The sequence below is a fragment of the Nonomuraea typhae genome, assembly GCF_009760925.1.
Lineage (GTDB): Bacteria > Actinomycetota > Actinomycetes > Streptosporangiales > Streptosporangiaceae > Nonomuraea > Nonomuraea typhae.
Map to the genome: position 1 here is coordinate 476,312 of NZ_VRLV01000006.1, position 14,849 is coordinate 491,160.

A 14,849-nucleotide genomic window follows, 5' to 3' on the forward strand; every position below is an offset into this window, starting at 1 on the left:
GATGGCCCAGTCAGGTGACAAGCGCGGGGTGGTCTTCGCCGCCATCGTGGTGGTCGTCGCCGCGGTCGGCCTCTATGTGACGATGTGGCCGGGCGCCCGGGGCAGCGAGCCCACGCCCGGCCCGGCCACCTCCGCGGCGCCGCTTCCCCCCGCGACCAGCGCCCCCCTGGCCACGGCCAGCAACGCGCCGTTCGACATCTACGCCTACCTGCCGATGTCGCGGCAGCAGCTGGCCGCCGCGGCCGAGCTGGCCGAGCGCTTCACCGCCAGCTACGGCACGTTCCGCTACGACGAGGAGCCGGCCGTGTACGCGAACCGGGTCAAGGCGTTCACCACGGGCGAGCTGGCCACGTACCTCACCAAGGCGCTGACCTCCCCGGGCAGCATCGAGCAGAACAAGAACGAGCAGACCGTGGCCACGGCGACGGCGAGGATGAAGGAGATCAGGCAGGTCGGCAAGACCTCGATCGTCTTCATCATCACCAGCACGCAGAAGCTCGCCGGCAAGTCCGGCGTCAGCGAGCGGGCCGAGGACCTCGCGGTCACGCTGACCCCGGTGGGCAACGACTGGCGGGTCTTCGACGTTCAGCCGGCCGGTGAGGGTCAGGACGGCGACCCCCAAAGCGGAGATCCTGAAGGGTGAACGCCTCCTCTCGTACCCGGATCGGCATCGCCGTCGGTGTGGCGGGCCTGCTGCTCCTCGGGCTGATCATCGTCTCGCCGATGCTGATGATGCCCGGCATCCCCTCCTTCATCGGCACCAACCCGGCCACCGACTGCGAGGACGACGTCCAGACCGAGGAGGTCTCCGACTCGGCCGCCTCCGACATCCCGCCGGACCTGCTGGAGCTGTACAAGAAGCACGGCAAGAAGATCGGCGTGCAGTGGAACGTCCTGGCGGCCGTGGGCAAGCGGGAGACCGACCACTTCCGCTCGAACCTGCCCGGCGTCAAGAGCGGCACCAACTACGCCGGCGCGGCCGGGCCGATGCAGTTCCTGATCAGCACGTGGGGCGGCAAGGCCAGGATCCCGATCCCGTCGCAGTTCAACGGCTACGCCTCCGACGGCGACGGTGACGGCATCGCCGACGTCTACAACCCCGCCGACGCCATCCTGGGCGCCGCGCGCATGCTGAAGCGCAACGGGGCTCCCGAGAACGTACGGCGGGCGTTGTTCGTCTACAACCGGGCCTGGTGGTACGTCGACCAGGTCGAGGCCATCGCCAAGAAGTACGCCAAGTCCGGGGACGTGAAGCTGCCGCCGCAGGCCGACCCGAACTGCGACGAGCCGCTGGTGCAGGCGGCGCCGAGCGACGTGGTGGCCAAGATCCTCGCCTATGCGCTGGCCCAGCGCGGCAAGCCGTACCTCTGGGGCGGGACGGGACCTGACGCCTTCGACTGCTCCGGCATCATCTACATGGCCTACCGCAACGTCGGGCTGGACATCCCGCGCACCACGTTCGGCCAGTGGCCCTTCGGCGTGAAGATCGAGGCGGGCACCGAGCAGCCGGGGGACCTGGTCTTCTTCAACGCCGGTCCCGGCACCGGCCCGAACAACCCCGGGCACGTCGGCATGGTCGTCTCCAAGGGGAAGATGATCGAGGCGCGCTGCCGGTTGTGCGGGCCGATCAAGGTGACCAGCTACCGGCGCGACAGCCTCATGGGCTTCACCCGGCCGTTGCAGAACCCCGCCGTCCTCGAACAGGTGAAGAAGCTGGAGAATGCGGCCCTATGAGCATTGTCGTGGTAGCCGCGGTCATCGTCTCGGACGGTCGGGTGCTGGCCGCGCAGCGTGCGGAGCCGCCTGAGCTGGCCGGCGGGTGGGAGTTTCCCGGCGGGAAGGTGGACCCGGGGGAGAGCGAGGAGGAGGCGCTGGTCCGCGAGTGCCGGGAGGAGCTCGGGGTCGAGATCGCGGTCGGCGCGCGGGTGGGCGGCGACTGGCCGCTGTCGCCCGGCTACGTGATGCGGGCGTGGCTGGCCACGGTGGAGGCGGGCGAGCCGGCGGCCAAGGAGCACCTGGCGCTGCGCTGGCTGGCGCCGCAGGAGTACTTCGCCGTGGACTGGCTCGGGGCGGACCTGCCGGTCATGCAGGCGGTGGCGGATCTGCTGGCACAGGGTTAAGCCACTGCGTTGCGTGACATAACCACTACGAGTTGTGTCCGCATTCGGGGGAAGTGGCATGTTCGGACGGAGGCGGCCCCGCGGGGTCGCGGCGGCAGTCGGGGCCGGTGCGCTGATGCTGGCGACCCTGTCCACGGTGACGGCGGCGATGGCCGGCGACGTGTCGCTGGTCTTCGACCGGCTCGACGACCCGGACCGCGAGCTCGGCAAGTGGGTGCGCACCGGGGACGTGCTGCGTTTCCGGGTACGGCTGGCGGGCAAGGCCCGGGACGCCCGGCTGGCCGTGGCGGCGAGCCCGGGGGAGGCGCTGTCCACGGTGGCGTGTTTCCCCGCTCCTTCCCCTGCTCCTTTCCCCGCTCCTTTCCCCGCGCCGCCTGCTCCGGCGTCGGCCGGTGCGGTGCCGTCGCCCTCGCCTTCGCCGTTTGGGTCGATGCTGGCCGGGAGCACGCCGCCGCAGGTCGTGGTGACGCGTGGGGCGGAGGTGTGCCGGCTGGGGAAGGTGGCCGGAGAGCGGGCCGTGGACGTGCTGCTGACCGTGCCTCAGGGGGTGACGGAGGTCGTCCTGGCGGCGGTGGCGCAGGTGCGGGGGAGTTCGGGGCTGGCGACGCTGAGCGGAAGCGCCCGGACCGCGGTGGGCGCCCGCCTGATGGACCCCGCGCCGAGCACGGCCCCCGCGCCACCCACCGACTCCGCCGGCGTTGCGGCGCCGCCTGCCAAGGACGCTGTCGGCGTTGTGGCGCCGCCTGCTAAGGACGTTGCCGGCGTTGTGGCGCCGCGTGCCAAGGACGCTGCCGGCGTTGTGGCGCCGCCTGCTAAGGACACGGCTGGTACGGCGGTGCCGCCTGCCCCGGTGACGCCGCCTTCTGCGCCCGCTGTCCCGGTACGGCCTGGAAAATCTGGTGAGAAGGCCACGCGGCAGCAGAACCGGGGCCTCGCGACCGGGAAACAAGGCGGCGGCAGCGCGTACCAGACGGGCGGGATGCCGAGCGGTGGGTATGCGGAGAGTGGAACGAGTCCCTATATTTCCGGGTCTGTTCCACCGCCGGTCGTCGCGCAACCCCAGCAACCCGCCACCCAGCCCCAGCAACCCGCACCGCCGCAGGGCCCGGGGGGTGACCCGAACCTCCGCCTGCCCCAAGCCGCACCCGCGCCACCCGCGGCCGGAGCCCCGCTTCCTCGCCAGATCGCGGTGGCCCACAGAAGGCTGGACCCGGGCAAGCCGCTGGATCTCCTCACCGGCCCGCGTGGCGTGCCCGTGACCGCGGGCGGCATCGGGGTCCTGCTGACCGCGCTCTGGCTCGCCGCGCGTACGCAGCGTCGCCGGATCGCGCGTTCGGGCGGTTGACACGTTCCACACCGGGTAACAGCGTGACAACATCGGGGAACGGGGCTTTACTGGTGCTTTGACCTGACTAGTATTCCGTTGACCATGGTTCCGGATTTTCGGCGGAGGACTCCGGTGGCACGCACACGAGCGACGGCCGTGTCCGCGTTGATCCTGGCCATCGCACTCACCGGTATCGCGGTCTCACCCTTCGTGCTCCAGGCGGCCAGCGCCTCGGCCGTGGTGATGGACCCGCCGCCGCCCGTGGAAGGGTGCGACGCGGGCGAGGTCTGTGACCCGGAGGTCACGATCACCCAGACGATCACCCAGACACCGGAACCGACCCAGCCCGAGACCACGATCACCAAGACGGTCACGAAGTCGCCGACGTCCAAGCCCACGACGCCGAAGAAGACGCCGACGACCAAGGCGGTGCCGACGCCCAAGACCTCGGCCCCCGCGACCACCTTCCAGCCGATCGTGCCCCCGCCGAGCGAGAACCTCCCGCTGTCGACCCCCACGCCGGAGTCGACGCCGGAGGAGTCGGTGCAACTGCCGACCGTCGCGAGCTCGCAGCCCCCGGCCACGCCGTTCTCGCCCTCGCCGTCGGAGTCGCCCAGCGAGGAGACGCAGGAGCTGCAGCTGAAGAACGCGGCTCCCGAGTTCGACCAGCGGGGGCTGACCCAGCGGCTCAGCATCCCCGCGCTCGTCCTGGTGCTGCTGGTGTTGTTCGCCGTGCTGATCTACGAGGGCAGGCTGCGCCGCCTGGCGCACGCGGCCGCGGTCCGCAAGGCCGGCCCCGTCACCCCCGAGCCCCACGGCTATCCGGCGGGGCCCGGCTACACGTCCTACCCGCCGACTGGCTACACGCAGCAGCCCCATTACCCGGGCGGCACGGCGTACGCGCCGATCATCAGCTTCGTCCCGGTCCAGACGTATCCGGCCCAGCAGCCGGCCTACCCGGGGCCGCAGCCGTACCAGCAGCCTTACCAGCCGGAGCCCATGCCCGAGCCGGTGGTGCTGCACCCGGACGAGTTCGTCTCCTACGGCCATGAGCAGCCGGCGGAGGAGGAGAAGGTCCGCGGCGCGTTCGAGCCGCTGGTCCCGCCGGAGCCCGAGCCGCCCGGCGACATCCCCTCGGGCGGATCGGGCCCCTACGACGCGACCCGCGAGATGCCGCTGTCCCCGGGTTCCGCCGCCGAACCGGGCGACGACGACCTCTTCCGCAACCGCTAGGCCGGCGGGCAAAAAGGAACCGCCCACGAACCACGTGGGCGGTTACGTCGTGCCGTGACGGCGGGGACCACGTCCGACGTGAGAAGCGATCCCCCCGATCGGCGGAAACCGGCGACGGCGGGTGGCGTTACGCCGGCCCGCCGTAAGGAATCGCTACGACGACGTCCGGCGGCGGAAGATCTTGTTGCCGAGCCACACGAGCGGGTCGTACCTCCGGTCCACCACGCGTTCCTTCATCGGGATGAGCGCGTTGTCCGTGATCTTGATGTGTTCAGGGCAGACCTCCGTGCAGCATTTGGTGATGTTGCAGTAGCCCAGCCCGTGCTGCTCCTGCGCCGAGTCCTTCCGCTCGGCCACGTCATACGGGTGCATGTCCAGCTCCGCGATGCGCATGAGGAAACGCGGCCCCGAGAAGGCCGGCTTGTTCTCCTCGTGGTCGCGGATCACGTGGCAGACGTTGTTGCACATGAAGCACTCGATGCACTTGCGGAACTCCTGCGAGCGCTCCACGTCCACCTGCTGCATGCGGTACTCGCCCGGCCGCACGTCGGCGGGCGGAGTGAAGGACGGGACCTCCCTGGCCTTCTGGTAGTTGAACGACACGTCCGTCACGAGGTCCTTGATGACGGGGAAGGTCCGCATCGGGGTGACCGTGATGGTCTCGTCCTGCTCGAAGGTGGACATGCGGGTCATGCAGCCCAGCCGCGGCTTGCCGTTGATCTCCATCGAGCAGGAGCCGCACTTGCCGGCCTTGCAGTTCCAGCGCACGGCCAGGTCGGGCGCCTGCGTGGCCTGGAGGCGGTGGATGATGTCGAGGACGACCTCGCCCTCGTTCACCTCCACGGTGAAGTCCTCGAGCTTGCCCTCGCCGCCCTCACCGCGCCAGACCTTGAACTTCGCCTTGTAACTCATTTCGCGTTCCCCAGCTCTTCATCGGTGAGGTACTTCTTCAGCTCGTCCCGGTCGAACAGGTCGAACAGGTCCTTGCGCATCGACGGCTGGACCTTCTCCTCCACGGTGACCGAAGAGCCGTCCGCGGTCGAGCAGACGAGGAGCTTGCGGCGCCACTCGGGGTTCATGCCCGGGAAGTCGTCGCGGGTGTGCCCGCCGCGGCTCTCCTCGCGCAGCAGCGCGGCGCGGGCCACGCACTCCGAGACCAGCAGCATGTTGCGCAGGTCGAGGGCGAGGTGCCAGCCGGGGTTGTAGATGCGCGATCCGGCGGCGCCGACGAGCTGCACGCGCTCCTTGAGCTTCTCGACGACCTCCATGGCCTCGGCGACCTCCTCGGCCTTGCGGATGATGCCGACGAGGTCGTTCATCGTCCGCTGGAGCTCGTGGTGGACCTCGTACGGGTTCTCGCCGGTGCGCTCGAGCGGGGCGACGGCCTCGGCGTGCGCGGCCTCGACCGACTCCTCGTGTACGGCGGGCCGCGCGCCGAGCGCGTTGACGTACTCCGCGGCGCCGAGACCGGCCCGGCGGCCGAAGACCAGCAGGTCGGACAGCGAGTTGCCGCCCAGGCGGTTGGAGCCGTGCATGCCGCCCGAGACCTCGCCCGCGGCGAACAGGCCGGGCACGGCCGCGGCCCCGGTGTCGGCGTCCACCTCGACGCCCCCCATGATGTAGTGGCAGGTGGGGCCGACCTGCATGGGCTCGGCGGTGATGTCGACGTCGGCCAGCTCCTTGAACTGGTGGTGCATCGACGGCAGCCGCCGCTTGATCTCCTCGGCCGGCAGGCGGGTGGAGACGTCGAGGAAGACGCCGCCCTGGGGTGAGCCGCGGCCCGCCTTCACCTCGGAGTTGATGGCCCTGGCCACCTCGTCACGCGGCAGCAGCTCCGGCGGGCGCCGGTTGTTGGCCTGGTCGGTGTACCAGCGGTCGCCCTCCTCCTCGGTGGTGGCGTACTTGTCCTTGAATACGTCCGGGATGTAGTCGAACATGAAGCGCTTGCCGTCGGAGTTGCGCAGCACGCCGCCGTCGCCGCGGACCGACTCGGTCACCAGGATGCCCCGGACCGAGGGCGGCCAGACCATGCCCGTGGGGTGGAACTGGATGAACTCCATGTTGATGAGGTTCGCCCCGGCCAGCAGGGCCAGCGCGTGGCCGTCGCCGGTGTACTCCCAGGAGTTGGAGGTGACGACGTAGGACTTGCCGATGCCGCCGGTGGCCAGCACGACCGCGGGCGCGTCGAAGACGAGGAAGTTGCCGTTCTCGCGCCAGTAGCCGAAGGCGCCGGAGATCCGGTCGCCGTCCTTGAGCAGGCGGGTGACCGTACATTCGGCGAAGACCTTGATGTATGCCTCGTAGTCGCCGTGGTTCTCGTGGTCCTCCTGCTGGAGCGCGACGACGCGCTGCTGCAGCGTGCGGATCAGCTCCAGGCCGGTACGGTCGCCCACGTGGGCCAGGCGCGGGTATTCGTGGCCGCCGAAGTTGCGCTGGCTGATCTTGCCGTCTTTGGTCCGGTCGAACAGGGCGCCCCAGGCTTCCAGCTCCCAGACGCGGTCCGGGGACTCCTTGGCGTGCAGTTCGGCCATGCGCCAGTTGTTGAGGAACTTGCCGCCGCGCATGGTGTCGCGGAAGTGGACCTGCCAGTTGTCGTCGGAGTTGACGTTGCCCATGGCCGCGGCCGCGCCGCCCTCGGCCATGACCGTGTGTGCCTTGCCGAACAGCGACTTGCAGACGATCGCCGTGCGCTTGCCCTGCTGCCTGGCCTCGATCGCGGCCCGCAGCCCGGCGCCGCCCGCACCGATGACGACGACGTCGTATTCGTGACGCTCGATTTCCACAGGTATTCCTTATGCGAACGGGAAGTTGACGATGCCTTTGGCCACGAGCCGGACGTAGAAGTCGGCGCCCATCACCGAGAACATCGAGGCCCACGCGAGGGGCTGGTGCTTGGCGTTGAGCTTGGAGACGAAGGTCCAGGCCCTGTAGCGCACCGGGTGACGGGAGAAGTGGTTGAGGCGGCCGGCGGTGATGTGCCGGCAGGAGTGGCAGGACAGGGTGTACAGGTTGATCAGCACCGCGTTGAGGATGAGGATCCAGGTGCCGAGCCCCGTCGGCGTGTGGATGAGCGCGAGCACCGCGTCGTAGGCCAGGATGAGGCCGATGAGGATCGCCGCGTAGAAGAAGTAGCGGTGGATGTTCTGGACGATCAGCGGGAAGCGGGTCTCACCGGTGTACTTGCCGTGCGGCTCCTGCACCGAGCACGCGGGCGGCGACAGCCAGAACGAGCGGTAGTAGGACTTGCGGTAGTAGTAGCAGGTGAGCCGGAAACCGCCGGGCAGACCGAGGATCAGCAGGCCGGGCGGTAGGGCGTACCAGTCGCCGAAGGGCGCCAGCCCGAGGAATCGGGCGCCCTCGGGACATGACGTCGCCAGGCACGGCGACGAGAACGGGGCTATGTACTCGCTCGGGGCGTAGTAGTAGCTGCCATCGAAGATCGCCCATACGCCGTAGACAAGAAATGAGCTGAGCCCGAGAAACGTCAAGAGCGGGGCCAGCCACCAGTTGTCGGTGCGAAGCGTGCGCACTTTGAGCTGCGCGCGCTGCCTCCTTACCGGGCTTTCAGGCGTCGTCTGGGTCATCGCGGACCTCTCCACCTCCCGCGGACCCTGCTCGCCTGGGGTCCGGGTTCGTATCTGGGCGCGCGGGCGTCTCACGCTCAGCCGCGCATTGGTGGGGGATACGTTACGACGACGGCATCACGTTTTGTGACAAGGGTCACTCACTTTTTCGATGCCCCCGTGTGATTCCTGTCACGTTCGCACGTCAGGACCGGTGTCTTGGCGACATATCCGCGCCCCGGCTCACTCCGCGATGAGCTCGACCCCCTGGGGGAGGGTGCCGTCCTGAGCCGTTTCGAGAAGGAAGGTGCGCAGGGTGGCGCGGAACGCCTGGGCGGCCCGGGTCGGCTCGACGTCCTTGCGGGCGGCCAGCGCGATGGTCCGGCTGAGCCCCGGCGGCGCCAGCGGCGTGCCGCTCAGGCCGGGCCGCCCGTCGAGGACCATCGACGGCACCACCGCCACGCCCAGCCCGGCCTCCACGAACCGCAGCACGGCGTCCATCTCGCCGCCCTCGACCGCGAAGCGCGGCTCGAAGCCCGCCTGCCGGCAGGCGGTCAGCGTGGTCTCGCGCAGGTCGTAGCCGCGCCGGAACATCACCATCGGCCGGCCGCGCAGGTCCTCGATCCTGGCGTACGGCTTGCGCGTGCGCTCGTGGCTGGGGGCGACGACGACGAGGTTCTCCCGCAGGATCTCCTCGGTGACCAGCGCCGGGTCGTCGTGCTGGAGCGGGGTGATGATCAGCGACAGGTCGATCTGGCCGCGGGCCAGCGCCCTGACGAGGTCGCGCGAGCCGCCTTCCTCGACGTGCAGCTGGATGCCGGGGTAGTCGCGGTGGAAGCGGGCCAGCACGTCGGCCAGCAGCCCGGCGCAGAGCGAGGGGGTGGCGCCCAGGCGGACCCGCCCTCGGCGCAGCCCGGCCAGCTCGGCCACCTCCTGCCGGGCGGTGTCGGCGTCGGCGAGCATGCGCCTGGCCAGCGGCAGCAGCGCCTCGCCCGCGGGGGTGAGCGTGACGTTGCCGCGGGCCCGGGAGAACAGCGGCGCGCCCAGTTCGGCCTCCAGCGCCTTGATCTGCTTGCTCAGCGACGGCTGGGCCACGCGCATCCGCTCGGCGGCCTGGGTGAAGTGCCTGGTCTCCGCCACCGCGACGAAGTAGGCGAGCTGCTGCAACTGCATGATTTCCATAGCCTACGGCTATCGCCGTTCTGTGATTTTCCTCGCATGGGTGCTGGGCCGTTGGTGTCGCCAGCCGTACGAAACCAAGGGTCATAGCCGGAGGCTATGGAAACCAGACCTGTGATGACTTGGACGGATCATCCCTGGATACCTAGCGTTTCCTGATGTGACCGCCACGATAGAGCGCGGGGCCGCGACGGCGCCCGTGAGCACCCCCAAGACCGGGACCGGCAAGGCTCCGGCTCCTCCAACGCCCAAGAAGTCCCGCGGGTTCCTGAGCTCGTCGAACGGCAGGAAAGTCGTCATGGCCGTCACGGGTGCCGTGATGGTGAGCTTCGTCGTCCTGCACATGCTGGGCAACCTGAAGATCTTCTTCGGCCGTGACTCGTTCAATGAGTACGCGCACTGGCTGCGGACGCTGCTGGAGCCGTTCGTGCCGTACCGGACGGTGCTGACCCTGCTGGAGGTCGGCCTGGTCCTGGCCGTGGTCCTGCACATGTGGGCGGCCATCACGCTGACCCGGCGCGCGCGCAAGGCCAGGCCGGTGAAGTACGTGGCCAAGAAGTCGCAGGCCACCGGGTACGCCACCCACATCATGCGGTGGGGTGGCGTCACCATCGCGCTCTACATCGTCTGGCACCTGCTCGACCTGACGTTCGGCGTGGTCAACCCGGCCGGGTTCCACTCCACGCCGGCCGACCGCATGATCGAGGGCTTCCAGCCGGGGCGCTGGTGGGTCACGGCCATCTACGTGATCGCCGTCCTGCTGGTCGGCCTGCATCTGCGGCACGGCATCTGGTCGTCCTTCCAGACGCTCGGCTGGCTCAAGGGGGAGCGCCGCCGGGTGGTACGGCTCGGCGCGCTGCTGGTCTCGGCCGTGGTGGTGCTCGGATTCCTGGCGCCGCCGCTGGCCATCATGTTCGGAGTGGTGAAGTGATCGAGTACACCGAGGGCGAGCCGATCCTGGACGCCAAGGCGCCCACCGGCCCCATCGAGGAACGCTGGGCCAAGCGGAAGTTCGCCGCCAAGCTCGTCAACCCGGCCAACAAGCGCAAGCTCCACGTCATCGTGGTCGGCACCGGCCTGGCCGGCGGCTCGGCCGCGGCGACCCTGGGCGAGCTGGGCTACAACGTCAAGTCGTTCTGCTACCAGGACTCGCCCCGGCGGGCGCACTCGATCGCCGCGCAGGGCGGCATCAACGCCGCGAAGAACTACCGCGGCGACGGCGACTCGATCTACCGGCTGTTCTACGACACCGTGAAGGGCGGCGACTTCCGCGCCCGCGAGTCGAACGTCTACCGCCTGGCCGAGGTCTCGGTGAACATCATCGACCAGGCCGTGGCCCAGGGCGTGCCGTTCGCCCGCGAGTACGGCGGGCTGCTCGACACCCGCTCCTTCGGCGGCGCCCAGGTCTCGCGGACCTTCTACGCCCGCGGCCAGACGGGCCAGCAGCTCCTGCTCGGGGCCTACCAGGCGCTGGAGCGGCAGATCAAGGCCGGCACGGTCGAGATGTTCACCCGGCACGAGATGCTGGAGCTGATCGTCTCCGACGGCCGGGCCCGCGGCATCATCGTGCGCGACATGGTCACCGGCGAGATCGAGCGGCACACCGCCGACGCGGTCGTGCTGGCCACCGGCGGCTACGGCAACGTCTTCTACCTGTCCACGAACGCCAAGGGGTGCAACACCACGGCGATCTGGCGGGCCCACGAGCAGGGCGCTTACTTCGCCAACCCCTGTTACACGCAGATCCACCCGACGTGTATCCCGGTCTCCGGCGAGTACCAGTCGAAGCTGACGCTGATGTCGGAGTCGCTGCGCAACGACGGCCGCGTGTGGGTGCCGGTGAACGCGGGCGACCACCGCGCGCCGGGCGACATCCCGGACGAGGAGCGCGACTACTACCTGGAGCGCATCTACCCGGCCTTCGGCAACCTGGTCCCGCGTGACATCGCCTCCCGCGCGGCCAAGAACGTCTGCGACGAGGGCCGCGGCGTCGGTCCCGGCGGCCTGGGCGTCTACCTGGACTTCCGCGACGCGATCGGCCGCCTCGGGCGCGACGCCGTGGAGAAGAAGTACGGCAACCTCTTCGAGATGTACGAGCGCATCACGGGCGAGGACCCCTACACCCAGCCGATGCGCATCTACCCGGCCGTCCACTACACGATGGGCGGCCTGTGGGTGGACTACGACCTGCAGTCCACGATCCCCGGCCTGTTCGTGATCGGCGAGGCCAACTTCTCCGACCACGGCGCCAACCGCCTGGGCGCCTCGGCGCTGATGCAGGGCCTGGCCGACGGCTACTTCGTGCTGCCGACCACGCTCGGCGACTACCTGGCGAACGGGCCGTTCGCCGAGGTGGACGAGGAGGCCGTGGCCGAGGCCGAGATCAAGGTCCGGGCCAAGATCGACCGGCTGATGAAGGTCAACGGCAATCGCACGCCGGACTCCTTCCACCGCGAGCTCGGCCGGATCATGTGGGACTACTGCGGCATGGAGCGCACCGAGGAGTCGCTGCGCAAGGCCCTGGAGCTCATCCCCGCCCTGCGCGAGGAGTTCTGGCGCAACGTCAAGGTGTCCGGCACCGCCGAGGAGCTCAACCAGGTGCTGGAGAAGGCCGGCCGGGTCGCCGACTTCTTCGACCTGGCCGAGCTGATGTGCCTGGACGCGCTGGTGCGCACGGAGTCGTGCGGCGGTCACTTCCGCGCCGAGTCGCAGGACGCCGACGGCGAGGCGCTGCGTGACGACGAGCACTTCGCGCACGTGTCGGCATGGGAGCGCGCGGCGGACGGGCCGGTGCTGCACAAGGAAGCGCTCGAGTACGAGTACGTCAAGATGAGCCAGCGGAGCTACAAGTAATGGATCTCACTCTCAAGGTCTGGCGGCAGAGCGGTCCCGACGACGCCGGGCGCATGGTCACCTACCTGGCCAAGGACGTCTCGCCGGACATGTCGTTCCTCGAGATGCTCGACGTGGTCAACGAGCGCCTCATCATGGAGGGCGACGACCCGATCGCCTTCGACCACGACTGCCGCGAGGGCATCTGCGGCATGTGCGGCATGGTCATCAACGGTGTGGCCCACGGCGAGCAGCGGGCCACCACGACGTGTCAGCTGCACATGCGCCACTTCGAGGACGGCGCCGAGATCACCATCGAGCCGTGGCGGGCCGCGCCGTTCCCGGTCATCAAGGACCTGGTCGTGGACCGCAGCGCGTTCGACCGCATCATCCAGGCGGGCGGCTTCGTCTCGGTCCCGGCGGGCTCGGCGCCGGACGCCCACTCGATCCCGGTACGCAAGGAGGACGCCGACGACGCCTTCGACGCGGCGACCTGCATCGGCTGCGGCGCCTGCGTGGCGGCCTGCCCGAACGGCTCGGCCTCGCTGTTCACCGCGGCGAAGATCACTCACCTGTCGCTGCTGCCGCAGGGCCAGCCGGAACGGCTGAGCCGCGCCAAGGCCATGGTGGACCAGATGGACGCCGAGGGCTTCGGCGGTTGCACGAACACCGGTGAGTGCACGGCGGTCTGCCCGAAGGGCATCCCGCTGGACACCATCGCGCGTATGAACGCCGACTACCTGAAGGCGTAGCGGAGCAGAAGAAAGGGCCGCATCCCGGGGACGGGGTGCGGCCCTTTTGCGTGCGCCGCAGGGCACAGTGTAGGCGACTTGCGTACACCTATCCTCACGCGTACAGTGTTCACAGGCGTGCACGACGTGCACAGACTGGAGGACACGCTATGACCGAGTCGCTCGCGGCGCTTCCCCTGACCCGGCCCAAGAGCCGCCCCTGGGACCCGCCCGCCGAGTACGCGACGCTGCGCGAGCAGAAGCCGCTGTGGCCGTTCACCTTCCCCGACGGCCACGAAGGCTGGCTGGCGGTCGGCCACGAGGTGGTCCGGGAGATCGTCGCGGACCCGCGCTTCAGCGCCCGCCAGGAGCTGCGGCACTACCACGCGGCCGCCATCGAGATGCCGCCGGCCGAGCCCGGTGAGCTGCTCAACATGGACGCGCCGGAGCACACCCGCCTGCGCAAGCTGCTGGCCGGCAAGTTCACCGTGCGCCGCATGGCCCAGCTCACCGAGCGGATCGAGCAGATCGTCACCGAGCACCTGGACGCCATGGAGGCCAACGGGCCCGGCGCCGACCTGGTGGAGGCATTCGCCAAGCCGGTGCCGGCCATGGTGATCTGCGAACTGCTGGGCGTGCCGTACGCCGACCGGGCGGAGTTCCAGGCGTGGACCGCCACGCTCAGCGGTGTCGAAGCCCCTCCGGAGGAGCAGTACGCCGCCTACGGCTCCCTCGTCGAGTACATCGGCAAGCTGGTCCAGTCCAAGCGGGCCAACCCGGCCGAGGACGTGTTCAGCGACCTGACCACCAGCGACCTGAGCGACGCGGAACTGGTCGGACTCGGCATCTTCCTGCTCAGCGCCGGGCTGGACACCACCGCCAACATGATCGGGCTGGGCACCTTCGCCCTGCTGGAGCACCCCGACCAGCTCGAGATCCTGCGCCGGGAGCCGGAGCTGATCGGCAACGCCGTCGAGGAGCTGATGCGCTACCTCACCATCGTCAACGTCGTCGCCCGCGCCGCCGCGGAGGACGTCGTGATCGGCGGCGAGCAGATCAAGGCGGGGCAGACCGTCGCCCTGGCCGTCCAGGCGGCCAACCGCGACGCGGCCCGCTTCCCGAACGCCGACACCCTGGACCTGCGCCGGGAGACCACCGGCCACCTCGCCTTCGGCCACGGGGCACACCAGTGCCTCGGCCAGCAACTGGCCAGGGTCGAGATGCGCGCCGCCTTCCCGGCCCTGCTCAGCCGCTTCCCGGGGCTGCGGCTGGCCGTACCGGTGGAGGAAGTCCCCATGCGGGACGGTCAGGACATCTTCGGGGTGCACCGCCTCCCGGTGACCTGGTGACCGCGGCCCTCAGCTGGGAGGCCATCGTACGGACGCACTCCGCCCGCGTGTACGGACTCGCCTTCCGGCTGACGGGCGACCCGCACGATGCGGAAGACCTGACCCAGGAGGTCTTCTACAAGGTCTTCAAGTCCCTGGCGACCTACAAACCGGGCAGCTTCGAGGGCTGGCTGCACCGGATCACCACGAACCTGTTCCTCGACGGGGTACGGCGGCGCGCCCGCGTCAACGTCAACCTGCTCGGCGACGAGTCGGCCGAACGGCTGCCCGCCCGCGGGCCCACACCCGAGCAGGTCTGGGACGAGCTGCACTTCGAGCCCGACATCCAGGACGCGCTCCAGGCGCTCACTCCCGCCCATCGGGCCGCGGTCGTGCTGTGCGACGTGGAGGGCCTGCCGTACGACGCGGTCGCGGCGGCGCTCGGCGTCAAGACCGGCACGATCCGCAGCCGCATCCACCGCGGCCGCGCCCAGCTCAGGGCCAGCCTTCACCACCGCTCCCCATCACCGCGCTGA

At 69.7% G+C, this 14,849-nt stretch carries 14 protein-coding genes; 10 read left to right on the plus strand and 4 right to left on the minus strand.

Translation table 11 applies throughout. From position 1 onward, the window contains the following. Window position 1 precedes the first annotated feature (1 nt). The 5 genes from FVE25_RS25050 (at window position 2) to FVE25_RS25070 (ending at window position 4,680) form a co-directional block, all read left to right on the plus strand. Window positions 2-643: a hypothetical protein gene (locus FVE25_RS25050; protein WP_157249471.1), complete on the plus strand. Its 642-nt coding sequence runs from the start codon at window positions 2-4 to the stop codon at window positions 641-643. After that, the gene (locus FVE25_RS25055; protein ID WP_246267397.1) at window positions 640-1,734 is read left to right on the plus strand and encodes a C40 family peptidase; all 1,095 of its coding nucleotides are present in this window, start codon (window positions 640-642) and stop codon (window positions 1,732-1,734) included. The genes FVE25_RS25050 and FVE25_RS25055 overlap by 4 nt, the downstream gene beginning before the upstream one ends. Then, complete coding sequence (locus FVE25_RS25060; RefSeq protein ID WP_157249472.1) at window positions 1,731-2,120, plus strand: (deoxy)nucleoside triphosphate pyrophosphohydrolase; 390 nt, start codon at window positions 1,731-1,733, stop codon at window positions 2,118-2,120. The genes FVE25_RS25055 and FVE25_RS25060 overlap by 4 nt, the downstream gene beginning before the upstream one ends. 58 nt (window positions 2,121-2,178) lie before the next feature. Further along, on the plus strand, window positions 2,179-3,465 hold the full coding sequence (locus FVE25_RS25065; protein WP_157249473.1) for a hypothetical protein: 1,287 nt from the start codon (window positions 2,179-2,181) through the stop codon (window positions 3,463-3,465). Between the two features lie 114 nt (window positions 3,466-3,579). Further along, window positions 3,580-4,680, plus strand: a complete 1,101-nt coding sequence (locus FVE25_RS25070; RefSeq protein WP_157249474.1) for a hypothetical protein — start codon at window positions 3,580-3,582, stop codon at window positions 4,678-4,680. A gap of 153 nt (window positions 4,681-4,833) precedes the next feature. Here FVE25_RS25070 and FVE25_RS25075 read toward each other — a convergent pair whose 3' ends face one another. From FVE25_RS25075 to FVE25_RS25090, 4 genes are all read right to left on the minus strand, one after another. Beyond that, complete coding sequence (locus FVE25_RS25075) at window positions 4,834-5,592, minus strand: succinate dehydrogenase/fumarate reductase iron-sulfur subunit (protein ID WP_157249475.1); 759 nt, start codon at window positions 5,590-5,592, stop codon at window positions 4,834-4,836. Next, the gene (locus FVE25_RS25080) at window positions 5,589-7,463 is read right to left on the minus strand and encodes a fumarate reductase/succinate dehydrogenase flavoprotein subunit (protein ID WP_157249476.1); all 1,875 of its coding nucleotides are present in this window, start codon (window positions 7,461-7,463) and stop codon (window positions 5,589-5,591) included. Before FVE25_RS25080 ends, FVE25_RS25075 begins: the two co-directional genes overlap by 4 nt. Window positions 7,464-7,472: 9 nt before the next feature. Further along, entirely contained in the window at window positions 7,473-8,264 is a 792-nt protein-coding gene (locus tag FVE25_RS25085; protein WP_157249477.1) for a hypothetical protein, read from the minus strand. Between the two features lie 222 nt (window positions 8,265-8,486). Next, entirely contained in the window at window positions 8,487-9,416 is a 930-nt protein-coding gene (locus FVE25_RS25090) for a LysR family transcriptional regulator (RefSeq protein ID WP_157249478.1), read from the minus strand. A gap of 166 nt (window positions 9,417-9,582) precedes the next feature. Between FVE25_RS25090 and FVE25_RS25095 the strand changes: the two genes are divergently transcribed. The 5 genes from FVE25_RS25095 to sigE all read left to right on the plus strand — a co-directional run bounded on the left by FVE25_RS25095 (window position 9,583) and on the right by sigE (window position 14,849). Further along, the gene (locus FVE25_RS25095; RefSeq protein WP_157249479.1) at window positions 9,583-10,353 is read left to right on the plus strand and encodes a succinate dehydrogenase cytochrome b subunit; all 771 of its coding nucleotides are present in this window, start codon (window positions 9,583-9,585) and stop codon (window positions 10,351-10,353) included. Next, window positions 10,353-12,275, plus strand: coding sequence for a fumarate reductase/succinate dehydrogenase flavoprotein subunit (locus FVE25_RS25100; protein ID WP_425489501.1), 1,923 nt, complete (start codon window positions 10,353-10,355; stop codon window positions 12,273-12,275). Before FVE25_RS25095 ends, FVE25_RS25100 begins: the two co-directional genes overlap by 1 nt. After that, complete coding sequence (locus FVE25_RS25105; protein ID WP_157249481.1) at window positions 12,275-13,006, plus strand: succinate dehydrogenase/fumarate reductase iron-sulfur subunit; 732 nt, start codon at window positions 12,275-12,277, stop codon at window positions 13,004-13,006. The genes FVE25_RS25100 and FVE25_RS25105 overlap by 1 nt, the downstream gene beginning before the upstream one ends. 149 nt (window positions 13,007-13,155) lie before the next feature. Beyond that, window positions 13,156-14,334, plus strand: coding sequence for a cytochrome P450 (locus FVE25_RS25110; protein ID WP_157249482.1), 1,179 nt, complete (start codon window positions 13,156-13,158; stop codon window positions 14,332-14,334). After that, window positions 14,331-14,849 (plus strand): RNA polymerase sigma factor SigE, encoded by a 519-nt coding sequence (gene sigE, locus FVE25_RS25115; RefSeq protein WP_343046158.1) that lies wholly within the window; start codon window positions 14,331-14,333, stop codon window positions 14,847-14,849. Before FVE25_RS25110 ends, sigE begins: the two co-directional genes overlap by 4 nt.

Bases quoted from the DNA above. Each gene is read 5' to 3' on its own strand.
- FVE25_RS25060 (WP_157249472.1), top strand. From the start codon at position 1,731: ATGAGCATTGTCGTGGTAGCCGCGGTCATCGTCTCGGACGGTCGGGTG.
- FVE25_RS25050 (WP_157249471.1), top strand. From the start codon at position 2: ATGGCCCAGTCAGGTGACAAGCGCGGGGTGGTCTTCGCCGCCATCGTG.
- FVE25_RS25090 (WP_157249478.1), bottom strand. From the start codon at position 9,416: ATGCAGTTGCAGCAGCTCGCCTACTTCGTCGCGGTGGCGGAGACCAGG.
- FVE25_RS25085 (WP_157249477.1), bottom strand. From the start codon at position 8,264: ATGACCCAGACGACGCCTGAAAGCCCGGTAAGGAGGCAGCGCGCGCAG.
- FVE25_RS25065 (WP_157249473.1), top strand. From the start codon at position 2,179: ATGTTCGGACGGAGGCGGCCCCGCGGGGTCGCGGCGGCAGTCGGGGCC.
- FVE25_RS25105 (WP_157249481.1), top strand. From the start codon at position 12,275: ATGGATCTCACTCTCAAGGTCTGGCGGCAGAGCGGTCCCGACGACGCC.
- FVE25_RS25110 (WP_157249482.1), top strand. From the start codon at position 13,156: ATGACCGAGTCGCTCGCGGCGCTTCCCCTGACCCGGCCCAAGAGCCGC.
- FVE25_RS25075 (WP_157249475.1), bottom strand. From the start codon at position 5,592: ATGAGTTACAAGGCGAAGTTCAAGGTCTGGCGCGGTGAGGGCGGCGAG.